The 11,859-nt window shown below is 72.8% G+C and carries 8 protein-coding genes; 5 read left to right on the forward strand and 3 right to left on the reverse strand.

Going from position 1 to position 11,859, the window contains the following annotated elements; all coding sequences use genetic code 11:
• The first annotated feature begins 108 nt into the window (after positions 1-108).
• Complete coding sequence (locus AFM16_RS32645; protein ID WP_078636059.1) at positions 109-1,323, forward strand: acetyl-CoA C-acetyltransferase; 1,215 nt, start codon at positions 109-111, stop codon at positions 1,321-1,323.
• A gap of 41 nt (positions 1,324-1,364) precedes the next feature.
• Complete coding sequence (locus AFM16_RS32650; RefSeq protein ID WP_078636060.1) at positions 1,365-3,539, forward strand: 3-hydroxyacyl-CoA dehydrogenase NAD-binding domain-containing protein; 2,175 nt, start codon at positions 1,365-1,367, stop codon at positions 3,537-3,539.
• Between the two features lie 49 nt (positions 3,540-3,588).
• Here AFM16_RS32650 and AFM16_RS32655 read toward each other — a convergent pair whose 3' ends face one another.
• Positions 3,589-4,299 carry a MerR family transcriptional regulator gene (locus AFM16_RS32655; RefSeq protein WP_078636061.1) on the reverse strand — a complete coding sequence of 237 codons (711 nt, stop codon included), beginning with the start codon at positions 4,297-4,299 and terminating at the stop codon, positions 3,589-3,591.
• 166 nt (positions 4,300-4,465) lie between these two features.
• Between AFM16_RS32655 and AFM16_RS32660 the strand changes: the two genes are divergently transcribed.
• Entirely contained in the window at positions 4,466-5,350 is an 885-nt protein-coding gene (locus AFM16_RS32660) for a PfkB family carbohydrate kinase (protein WP_078636062.1), read from the forward strand.
• 18 nt (positions 5,351-5,368) lie between these two features.
• Here the strand turns inward: AFM16_RS32660 and AFM16_RS32665 are convergent, their stop codons facing one another.
• Positions 5,369-6,883 carry a M1 family metallopeptidase gene (locus AFM16_RS32665; protein WP_078636063.1) on the reverse strand — a complete coding sequence of 505 codons (1,515 nt, stop codon included), beginning with the start codon at positions 6,881-6,883 and terminating at the stop codon, positions 5,369-5,371.
• Between the two features lie 208 nt (positions 6,884-7,091).
• Between AFM16_RS32665 and AFM16_RS32670 the strand changes: the two genes are divergently transcribed.
• The gene (locus AFM16_RS32670; protein ID WP_078636064.1) at positions 7,092-9,053 is read left to right on the forward strand and encodes a Xaa-Pro dipeptidyl-peptidase; all 1,962 of its coding nucleotides are present in this window, start codon (positions 7,092-7,094) and stop codon (positions 9,051-9,053) included.
• A gap of 57 nt (positions 9,054-9,110) precedes the next feature.
• On the opposite strand, the gene AFM16_RS32675 is transcribed toward AFM16_RS32670, so the two are convergent.
• Entirely contained in the window at positions 9,111-10,067 is a 957-nt protein-coding gene (locus AFM16_RS32675) for an FAD-dependent oxidoreductase (protein WP_078636065.1), read from the reverse strand.
• Positions 10,068-10,174: 107 nt separating this feature from the next.
• Here AFM16_RS32675 and AFM16_RS32680 point away from each other — a divergent pair, with 107 nt between their 5' ends.
• Complete coding sequence (locus tag AFM16_RS32680) at positions 10,175-11,815, forward strand: ABC-F family ATP-binding cassette domain-containing protein (RefSeq protein ID WP_078636066.1); 1,641 nt, start codon at positions 10,175-10,177, stop codon at positions 11,813-11,815.
• Positions 11,816-11,859 lie beyond the last annotated feature (44 nt).

Below are 11,859 nucleotides of genomic sequence, written 5' to 3' on the forward strand. Positions count from 1 at the left end.
AGACCCGCCCCACCCCCGAGCGCGACCAGACCCGCCCCACCCCCGGACTCGACCGGCCCCGCCCCACCCCCGAGACCGTCCTCTCCGACCCTCACTGAAAGGCCCCTCGTGAGCACCGAAGCGTTTGTGTACGACGCGATCCGCACCCCGCGCGGGCGTGGCAAGGCGAACGGCGCCCTGCACGGCACCAAGCCGATCGATCTCGTCGTCGGCCTCATCCATGAACTCCGCAACCGTTTCCCGGGTCTCGACCCGGCCGCGATCGACGACATCGTGCTCGGCGTCGTCGGACCCGTCGGCGACCAGGGCTCCGACATCGCGCGGATCGCCGCGATCGCCGCCGGGCTGCCGGACACCGTGGCCGGCCTCCAGGAGAACCGGTTCTGTGCCTCGGGTCTGGAGGCCGTCAACCTGGCCGCCGCCAAGGTCCGTTCGGGCTGGGAGGACCTGGTCCTCGCGGGCGGCGTCGAGTCGATGTCCCGTGTCCCGATGGCCTCGGACGGTGGCGCCTGGTTCAACGACCCGATGACGAACCTGACGGTCAACTTCGTGCCGCAGGGCATCGGCGCCGACCTGATCGCCACGATCGAGGGATTCTCGCGGCGTGACGTCGACGAGTACGCGGCGCTGTCGCAGGAGCGGGCGGCGACGGCCTGGAAGGAGGGCCGTTTCGACCGCTCGGTGGTCCCGGTGAAGGACCGCAGCGGTCTGGTCGTCCTCGACCACGACGAGCACCCGCGCCCGGGCACCACCGCGGACTCCCTGGGCAAGCTCAAGCCGTCCTTCGCCGACATCGGCGAACTCGGCGGCTTCGACGCGGTGGCGCTCCAGAAGTACCACTGGGTGGAGCGCATCGATCACGTCCACCACGCGGGCAACTCCTCCGGCATCGTCGACGGCGCCTCCCTGGTCGCGATCGGCTCGAAGGAGGTCGGCGAGCGCTACGGCCTCACCCCGCGCGCCCGGATCGTGTCCGTGGCGGTGTCCGGATCCGAGCCGACGATCATGCTGACCGGTCCCGCGCCCGCCTCCCGCAAGGCGCTGGCCAAGGCGGGGCTGACCATCGACGACATCGACCTGGTGGAGATCAACGAGGCGTTCGCGGCGGTCGTGCTGCGCTTCGTCAAGGACATGGGCCTGTCCCTGGACAAGGTGAACGTCAACGGCGGCGCGATCGCGCTCGGCCACCCCCTCGGCGCGACCGGCGCGATGATCCTCGGCACCCTCGTCGACGAACTGGAGCGCCAGGACAAGCGGTACGGCCTGGCCACCCTGTGCGTGGGCGGCGGCATGGGCATCGCCACGATCGTCGAGCGCGTCTGAAACCCCGGCGGAACCAAGCGACTTCAACGGAGACCCCCGTCATGACACAGAGCACCACCATCCGCTGGGAACAGGACCGCACCGGTCTCGTCACCCTCGTCCTGGACGACCCGAACCAGTCCGCGAACACCATGAACGCGGCGTTCCGCGCGTCCCTCGCCGCCGTCACCGACCGCCTGGAGGCCGAGAAGGACTCCATCCGCGGCATCATCCTCACCTCCGCCAAGAAGACCTTCTTCGCCGGCGGCGACCTGCGCGACCTGATCCGCGTCACCCCCGAGACCGCGCAGCAACTCCTCGACGGCGGCCTGGAGATCAAGCGGCACCTGCGCCGTATCGAGACCCTCGGCAAGCCGGTCGTCGCCGCCCTCAACGGCGCCGCGCTCGGCGGCGGTTACGAGATCGCCCTCGCCTGCCACCACCGCGTCGCCCTCGACGCCCCCGGCTCCAAGATCGGCTGCCCCGAGGTCACCCTCGGTCTGCTCCCCGGAGGCGGCGGCGTCGTCCGCACCGTCCGTCTCCTCGGCATCGCCGACGCCCTGCTGAAGGTCCTGCTCCAGGGCACCCAGTACAGCCCCCGCAAGGCCCTGGAGAACGGCCTGATCGACGACGTGGCCGCCACGCCCGAGGAACTCCTCGCCAAGGCACGCGCGTTCATCGACGCCAACCCCGAGTCGGCCCAGCCCTGGGACAAGCCCGGCTACCGCATCCCGGGCGGCACCCCCGCCAACCCCAAGTTCGCCGCCAACCTGCCCGCCTTCCCGGCCACGTTGAAGAAGCAGACCAACGGCGCCCCCTACCCGGCCCCGCGCAACATCCTGGCCGCCGCCGTCGAGGGCGCCCAGGTCGACTTCGAGACCGCGCAGGTCATCGAGGCCCGCTACTTCGTCGAACTCGCGGCCGGGCAGACGTCGAAGAACATGATCCAGGCGTTCTTCTTCGACCTCCAGGCCGTCAACTCCGGCGCCAACCGGCCCCAGGGCGTCGAGCCCCGCAAGGTCCGCAAGGTCGCCGTCCTCGGCGCCGGGATGATGGGCGCGGGCATCGCCTACTCCTGCGCCCGGGCGGGCATCGACGTCGTCCTCAAGGACGTCTCCGCCGAAGCCGCCGCCAAGGGCAAGGGCTACAGCGAGAAGCTGTGCGCCAAGGCCGTCGCCCGGGGCCGCACCACCCAGGACAAGGCCGACGCGCTGCTCGCCCGCATCACCCCGACCGCCGACCCGGCCGACCTCGCGGGCTGCGACGCCGTCATCGAGGCCGTCTTCGAGGACACCGCCCTCAAGCACAAGGTCTTCGAGGAGATCGAGCACATCGTCGCCCCCGACGCGCTGCTGTGCTCCAACACCTCCACGCTCCCCATCACCGCCCTCGCCGAAGGCGTCGAGCGCCAGGCCGACTTCATCGGTCTGCACTTCTTCTCACCCGTCGACAAGATGCCCCTCGTCGAGATCATCAAGGGCGAACGCACCGGCGACGAGGCACTCGCCCGCGCCTTCGACCTCGTCCGCCAGATCAACAAGACGCCGATCGTGGTCAACGACTCCCGCGGCTTCTTCACCTCCCGCGTGATCGGCCACTTCATCAACGAGGGCGTCGCGATGGTCGGCGAGGGCATCGAGCCCGCGTCGGTCGAGCAGGCGGCGGCCCAGGCGGGCTACCCGGCGAAGGTCCTGTCCCTGATGGACGAACTGACCCTCACCCTCCCGCGCAAGATCCGCAACGAGACCAGGACCGCGGTCGAGGAGGCCGGCGGCACCTGGACCCCGCACCCGGCCGACACGGTCATCGACCGCATGGTCGACGAGTTCGAGCGCCCCGGCCGCAGCGGAGGCGCCGGCTTCTACGACTACGTGGACGGCAAGCGCGCCGGGCTCTGGCCGGGCCTGCGCGAGCACTTCACCAAGCCCGGGACCGAGATCCCGTTCCGGGACATGCAGGAACGCATGCTGTTCTCCGAGGCCCTCGACACCGTCCGCCTCGTGGAGGAAGGCGTCCTGACCTCGGTCGCCGACGCCAACATCGGTTCCCTCTTCGGCATCGGCTTCCCCGGCTGGACCGGCGGCGTCCTCCAGTACATCAACGGCTACGAGGGCGGCCTGCCCGGATTCGTGGCCCGGGCACGGGAGTTGGCCGACCGCTACGGCGACCGTTTCCTGCCTCCGGCCCTGCTGGTGGAGAAGGCGGAGAAGGGCGAGACCTTCACCGACACCCCCTGACGCACGGCCCACGCGCGGGACCCCGAGCCCGGGGTCCCGCGCGTGGCACTCACTCCTCCGACGGAGGCTCGGTGAGCCACTGCCGCAGCTCGTCCCGCAGGGACCGCTGGAACGTCGTCAACAGGGCCTGCACCACCAGCGGATGCATATGGGCCGTCAGCGACTTCACGTCCCGCGCGTCCCGCTCGGCGACCGCGTCCCGCAGCAGCCGCGACAGCTCGTGCGCCGCCGCCCGCGAGTGCTCGATCAGCGTCGTACGGGCCGCCAGGATCACCTCGGGCGACAGCGGCACGTCCAGCAGCCGCACCCCGAGCGCGAGCAGCGTGGAGTCGACCCGGTAGGAGCCGTCACCGGCCTCCTCCAGCACGTCCATCGCCGTGAGCTGCCCGATGTCCTCCTCGGACAGCGGCCGCCCCGCCCGGCGCTCCAGCTCCTGCCCGGTCACCGTCTCCACGTCGGCCGGCGCCCAGGAGGCGACCACCGCGCGGTGCAGGTCGAGCCCGTGCGCGTCCACGTCCGGCGGCAGCCCGCCGAGATAGCGCTCGATCGCCGCCAGCGTCATGCCCTGCCGTTGCAGCTCCTCGATCAGCGCGAGCCGCGCGAGATGGCGCGGCCCGTAACGGCCCACCCGGCGCGGACCGATCACCGGCGGCGGCAGCAGCCCCCTGGTGCTGTAGAAGCGGACGGTCCGCACCGTGACCCCGGCACGAGCGGCCAACTCGTCGACCGTGAGGTCCGTCTCCTCGGTCTCGATCGTCATATGCAGCAGTATCACTGTCCCACCGACACTGCGACACCCACGACCGCCCCCAAGGGGCGCGGGGAACTGCGCGACCAGCCCCCACCCACCCGCACTCACCCACTGCGACCCCCGCGGCAGCGGATACGCTGCGATCTCGCCGACAACACCCCAGGAAGGGGCACCCGTGCCGAAAGAGATCGACGTCCTCGTCCTAGGCGGAGCCGGCGTCGACACGATCGTCCACGTGCCCGAGCTACCCCTCCCGTACGCCGACAGCTACATGATCGACCAGGGGATCCGCACCCGCGCCGGCCAGACCGGCGACTTCGTCGCCCTCGGCCTCACCGCCCTCGGCCTGCGCACGCACCACCTGGACTTCCTCGGCGACGACCCCGAGGGCGACCTCGTCCGCGCCCTGCACGACCAGCACGGCATCGCCCTCACCGCCGTACCCCAGCCCCTCGGCACCAAGCGCGCGGTCAACCTGGTCGGCCCGGACGGCCGCCGCCTGTCCCTGTACGACACCAGCCGCGCCCACCCCGCCGACCGCTTCCCCGAGGACACCCTGCGCCTGCTCGCCGGCGCGAGCCGCCACGCGCACGTGTCCCTGACCCAGCCCTGCGCCGACGCCCTGCCGGTGCTGCGCGAGACGGGCGTCACGCTCTCCACCGACCTGCACGACTGGGACGGCGAGAACCCCTACCACGCGTCCTTCGCGTACGCCGCCGACATCGTCTTCCTCTCCGCCGCCGCGCTCACCGACCCCGAGGCGACCATGCGCCGGATCGCCGACCGCGGCCGCGCCCGGATCGTCGTCGCCACGGCGGGCGCGGCCGGCGCGCGTCTGCTGGCCGACGGCGAGCTGACGCACGTACCGGCCGCCGTACCGCCCGCACCGGTGGTGGACTCCAACGGCGCGGGCGACGCCTTCGCCGCCGCCTTCCTCTACGGCCGTCTGGGCGGCGAACCCCCGCTCAGATGCGCGGAGTTCGGGGCGAAGGCCGGGGCGTACGCCTGCACGATCCCCGCCACGGAGAGCGCCGCGGCGACCCGCGACGCCCTCCACTGAGGGGCGCTCGGACGCCGCTCAGTGCGTGTCGTGCACCCCGTTCGTCGCGGCGATCTTCCGCCACGACCGAGGCTCGACCGCCGCCGCCGATGCCGCCGATGCAGCCGAAGGCACTGTCAGCGACGCGGCGCGCGCCGCCGCCACCGTCGGCTTCGACGGCTGGAACAGCCAGGTGTCGAACAGCGCACCCAGCGCCGCCCCCGACACCTCCTCGGCGTACCGCCGGAAGTCCTCGACGGACGCGTTGCCATGGGCGTACCGCTGCGGCCAGCCCTTCAGCACGGCGAAGAAGGCGTCGTCGCCGATCTCGTCCCGCAGCGCCTGGAGGGCCAGCGCGCCCCGGTCGTAGACGGCCAGGTGGAACTGGTTCTCCGGCCCCGGGTCCCCGGGCGCGACCTTCCAGAACGGGTCGTCGGCGGGGTGCGAGGCGTAGACGTAGTCCGCGAGTTCCTTCGCCGTGCCCTCGCCCTCGTGCTCGGACCACAGCCACTGCGCGTACCGCGCGAAGCCCTCGTTGATCCAGATGTCCTTCCATCCGGCGACGGACACCAGGTCGCCGTACCACTGGTGGGCCAGCTCGTGCACCACGACCGAGGTGTTCGAGCCGTTCGCGAACTGCCGCGGGCTGTAGAAGGGCCGGGTCTGGGTCTCCAGCGCGTACCCGGTGTTCGTGTTCGGCACATACCCGCCGAGGGCGTTGAAGGGGTACGGGCCGAAGTACTCACTCAGCCAGTCGGCGATCTCCCCGGTCCGTTCGACGCTCGCCCGCGCCGCCCCGGCGTTCGCGCCCAGGTCCTTGCTGTACGCGTTGACGACCGGGATGCCGCTCTCCGTGGTCCCGGTGGTGAGGTCGAACCTGCCCACCGCGAGCGTGGCCAGATAGGTGGCCTGCGGCTTGTCCGAGCGCCAGGAGTAGCGGGTCCAGCCGAGCCGGGAGACCGCCGACTGGAGCGTGCCGTTGGAGATCGCCTGGGTGCCGTCGGGCACCTGCACGGACACGTCGTAGGTGGCCTTGTCGCTCGGGTGGTCGTTGCTGGGGAACCACCACCAGGCCGCCTCGGGCTCGTTGGCGCCGACCCCGCCGTCCGGCGTGCGGTGCCAGCTCGTGAAGCCGTACGCCTGCTTCGAGGACGGCACACCGTGGTACCGCACCACGACCGTGACGGCCGTGCCCTTGGCCAGCGGAGTTTTCGGCGTGATCTCCAGCTCATGTTCGCCGGAGGACGCGAACGCGGCCTTCACGCCGTTGACCCGTACCTCGTCCACGTCGAGCAGGAAGTCCAGGTCGAAGCGCGACAGATCCTGGGTGGTGCGCGCGAGGATCGTCGCGGTGCCCTCCAGTTCGTCCGTGGCCGGCTGGTACTTCAGCCGGAGGTCGTAGTGCGAGACGTCGTATCCGCCGTTGCCGTAGGCCGGGTAGTAGGGGTCGCCGACGCCCGGCGCACCGGGTCCGACGCTCGCGGCCGACGCCGGGATCGCCAGCAGGACGGACGCGGCGGCGAGTGCGCCCGGCGCGATGAGTCTGGGATGCACAGGAACTCCAAGTGGGGGGAACACACGGTCGGTTGGAAGCCTAGGAACTTCCTGTGCCCAGGATCCGCCGACGCCCCCGCTGTCACACGATCGCCATTCGGCCGTCACGACCGAACCACCCCCATGGACGTGATCCGGCCACACCCGGCCCACGACCGCCACAACGGCCCTCTTCTGTACGGGAGTTGACCCGAGTACCGTCCCGCGCATGCCGACACGCACGCGCTTCACGATCTGGAGAACGCTCGCGGCGGCCGCCGTCACCCTGCTGACGGCCGCCTTCCTCACCCCGGCGGCGGCCCACGGCACCACGGGCCTCGGCGCCTCGCGCGAGAGCCGCCCCGTCCACTCCTACGAGCACGCGATCCGCGAGGCCGTCTGGGTCGACACCGGGCTCGACGGCGACGGCGACGGACGCCCCGACCGGGTCGCCGTCGACATCGTCCGCCCCCGCGAACCGGCCGAACGGGGCCGCAAGGTGCCCGTCATCATGGACGCCAGCCCCTACTACGCGTGCTGCGGCCGCGGCAACGAGAGCCAGCGCAAGACGTACGACGCGGACGGCCGCGTGGTCCAGATGCCGTTGTTCTACGACAACTACTTCGTCCCGCGCGGCTACGCCGTCGTCGGTGTCGACCTGGCCGGCACCAGCCGCTCCGACGGCTGCGTGGACGTCGGCGGCCGCTCCGACATCCGCTCCGCGAAGGCCGTCGTCGACTGGCTGAACGGCCGCGCCCGCGCGTACACCACCCGCACCGGCGCCACGACCGCCGCCGCGGACTGGAGCAACGGCAGAACCGGCATGATCGGCAAGAGCTGGGACGGCACCATCGCCAACGGCGTCGCCGCCACCGGAGTGAAGGGCCTGCGGACGATCGTCCCCATCGCCGCCATCTCCTCCTGGTACGACTACTACTTCCAGCAGGGCGCCCCGCTCTACGACTCGGGCCCCGACCGGCTCGCGGACTACGTGAACAGCCCCGACGCCCGCCCCCGCTGCGCCGAGGTGGGACGGCGGCTGGTCGAGGGCGCCCCGCGCACCGGCGACCTGACGCCCCTGTGGGCCGAGCGCGACTACGTCGCGGACGCCCGCCGGATCAAGGCCAGCGTGTTCGTCGTCCACGGCCTCCAGGACCTCAACGTCCGCGCCAGGCACTTCGGGCAGTGGTGGGACGCGCTCGCGGAGAACGGCGTCGACCGCAAGATCTGGCTCTCCCAGACCGGCCATGTCGACCCCTTCGACTTCCGCCGCGCCGACTGGGTCGACACCCTCCACCGCTGGTTCGACCACGAACTCCTCGGCTACGACAACGGCATCGACCGCGAGCCGATGGCCGACATCGAACGCCACCCCGACCAGTGGGTCACCTCGAAGGTCTGGCCGCCGAACGGCACCCGCGCCGCCACCCTGCGCCCCGGCACCGGACCGCGTCCCGGCGTCGGCACCCTCGGTCTGCGCAAGGGCACCGGCACGGCCTCCTTCACCGACGACCCCCGGCGGAGCGAGAGCGACTGGGCCGCCCGTGTCGACACCCCGACCCCCGACAAGGCCGGTTTCGTCACCGGGCCCCTCACCCGCGACCTGCGGCTGGCCGGCTCCTCCCGGGTGACCGTCACCGCCACGCCCACCACCCCGACCGCCCATCTCAGCGCCGTCCTGGTCGACCTGGGCCCGGACACCATCCGGGACTACACGGCGAGCGGCGAGGGCATCACCACGCTCACCGACCGCACCTGCTGGGGCGCGAGCACGGCGGGGGACAGTGCCTGCTACAAGGAGACGCGGGCGGCGACGGCCGACGTCGGCTTCACCGTCCTCAGCCGGGGCTGGGCCGACCTCGGCACCCACGCCGACCCCGGCAAGGGCGCCCCGCTCACCCCGGGCAGGCCGTACACGATCACCGTCGAGCTGGCGGCCACCGACCATGTCGTCCCGGCCGGACACCGCCTCGCCCTGAACGTCGCGGGCACCGACAGGGACCTGATCGACCCGCCCGCCGACACCCCGACCCTCACCCTCGACCTGGCCCGCACCTCGGCCCGGGTCCCGTTCGTCGGCGGCGCCCCCGCCTTCGCCGCCGCCACGGCCGGGAGCGTCGCGGGCCCGCCCACGACCCCCGGGCGCCTGGACGGCGTACCCACCGCACCACGGGCGCACCGGATCCCCTGAACCCGGACCCCTGAACCCGGACCCCCTGGACCCGGACTCCCTGAACCGGGCGACGCGTCAGGAGGAGGCGACCAGCGCGGCCGCCTCCTCCGCGCACCCCCAGGCCACCGTCACCCCGGCGCCGCCGTGCCCGTAGTGGTGCACCAGCGGCCGCCCGTCCGGCAGGACCGTCCGCTCCAGCCGTACCGCGTCGCGCACCGGGCGCAGCCCCACCCGGTGCTCCAGGACCCGCGCGCCCGCGACCTCCGGGCGCAGCGCCGCGCACCGCGCCACGATCCCCTCGGCCACCGCCGGGTCGGGGTCGAGCCCCCACACGTCGTCCTCGGACGTACCGCCCAGCAGCAGCCGCCCCGGCTGCGGGAACAGATACGCCATCGCGCCGTCCGGGGCGGTGGACACCAGCCAGGTGTCGACGCCCGGGTTCTCCACCACGACCAACTGCCCGCGCACCGGCCGCACCGACGCGTCCCCGGCCAGCTCCCGGGCGCCCAGACCCGTGCAGTTGACGACCACCGGGCCGTCGGCCTCCGCCAGATCGGACACCGTGCGCTCCTCCACCGCACCGCCCGCGCGCCGCAACCGCTCCCGCAGCCACGGCAGATGCACCGCCATGTCGATCAGCGGCAGCCGCGCCCACACGGCGGGCCCGGGGGCGTACTCCCGTGCCGTGGCCCGGCGCAGCTCCGGCAGCCGTCCGGCCGCCCAGCTCTCCACGTCCGCCAGGTCCGTCTCGCCCATCGCGCCGTCGACCAGCCGCACCCCGGTCTCCTCCGGCCGCGAGGCCAGCGTCCCGTACACCTCCAGGGAGCGCAGCGCCCACGCCCGGGCCGCCGTGACCGGCTCGATGTGGTACGGCCACCACAGCGCCCCGGCCACCGCCGAGGTGGTGCGCTCCACCGGGTCCCGGGTCCACACCCGCACCCGCCGGCCCCGCTCGGCGAGGACCACCGCCGTGGTCAGCCCGACCACCCCGCCCCCGACCACGACCACTTCACCGTTCGCCCGAGTACTCACGCCGGGACGCTAGCCGACCGCACGCCGATCGGCGAGACCGGGACGGACCGGGCCGGGGGACGGGGGCGGGGGACCACGGGCCGGCAGGGCCTAGGATCTACGACCTGATGACTGCCACCCTTGTCGCCAAGAACCTCGCCGCCGGGCACGGCGACCGCTCCCTCTTCTCCGGGCTCGACCTCGTCGTCGCCCCCGGGGACGTGATCGGGCTGGTCGGTGCCAACGGCGCGGGCAAGTCCACCCTGCTCACCCTGCTCGCCGGGCTCACCGCGCCCGAGGAGGGCGAGCTGCGGCTCTCCCCGCCGACCGCGACCGTCGGCCATCTGCCCCAGGAACCCGAGCGCCGCCCCGGCGAGACCGTCCGGGAGTTCCTCGCCCGCCGCACCGGCGTCGCCGAGGCCCAGCGCGCCATGGACGAGGCGACGCAGGCGCTGGTCGACGAGGCACCGGGCGCCGACGACGCCTACGCGACCGCCCTGGAGCGCTGGCTCGACCTGGGCGGCGCCGACCTCGACGAGCGCGCCGCGGAGGTCACCGACTCGCTCGGCCTCGCCGTCGGCCTCGACCAGCCGATGACGTCCCTGTCCGGCGGCCAGGCCGCCCGCGCGGGCCTCGCCTCCCTGCTGCTCTCCCGCTACGACGTCTTCCTCCTCGACGAGCCCACCAACGACCTCGACCTGGACGGACTGGAGCGCCTCGAACGCTTCGTGACCGGCCTGCGCGCCGGCACCGTCGTCGTCAGCCACGACCGCGAGTTCCTCACCCGCACGGTCACCAAGGTCCTCGAACTCGACCTCGCCCAGCAGCGGATCAACCTCTACGGCGGCGGCTACGACGCCTATCTGGAGGAACGCGACGTGGCCCGCCGCCACGCGCGCGACGACTACGAGGAGTACGCCGACAAGCGGGCCGCGCTCCAGGACCGGGCGCAGACGCAGCGCTCCTGGATGGACAAGGGCGTGAAGAACGCGCGCCGCAAGGCGGGCAACGACAACGACAAGATCGGCCGTAAGTTCCGCAGCGAGGCCAGCGAGAAGCAGGCCGCGAAGGCCCGCCAGACGCAGCGCATGATCGAGCGTCTGGAGGTCGTGGAGGAGCCCCGCAAGGAGTGGGAGCTGCGCATGGAGATCGCGGCCGCCCCGCGCTCCGGCGCGGTCGTGGCCTCCCTGCGCGACGCCGAGGTGCGGCGCGGCGACTTCGCCTTCGGACCGGTCACCCTCCAGATCGACTGGGCGGACCGGGTCGCGGTGACCGGCGCGAACGGCGCGGGCAAGTCGACCCTGCTGGGCGCGCTGCTCGGCCGGATCCCGCTGGACGCCGGGCACGCGGCCGTCGGCTCGGGCGTCCTGATCGGCGAGGTCGACCAGGCGCGCAAGCTGTTCCACGGCCCGGAGTCCCTGCTCGACGCGTTCCGCTCGGCCGTCCCCGACACCGAACCGGTCGAACTGCGCACCCTGCTGGCCAAGTTCGGGCTGAAGTCGGACCATGTGACACGCGCGGCGGTCACCCTGTCACCCGGCGAGCGCACCCGCGCCGCCCTCGCCCTGCTCCAGGGCCGGGGCGTCAACCTGCTCGTCCTGGACGAGCCGACGAACCATCTGGACCTGCCGGCCATCGAGCAGCTCGAATCGGCGCTCGACGCCTACGAGGGCACCCTGCTCCTTGTCACCCACGACCGGCGCATGCTGGACGCGGTCCGGGTCACCCGCCGCCTGGAGGTCGCGGCCGGCAAGGTGACCGAACGCTGAACCGACGGGCCCCGGCACCACACCGGGGCCCGCCCTTCGTCACC

This window comes from Streptomyces antibioticus, from assembly GCF_002019855.1.
In the GTDB taxonomy this organism is placed as follows: Bacteria; Actinomycetota; Actinomycetes; order Streptomycetales; family Streptomycetaceae; genus Streptomyces; species Streptomyces antibioticus_B.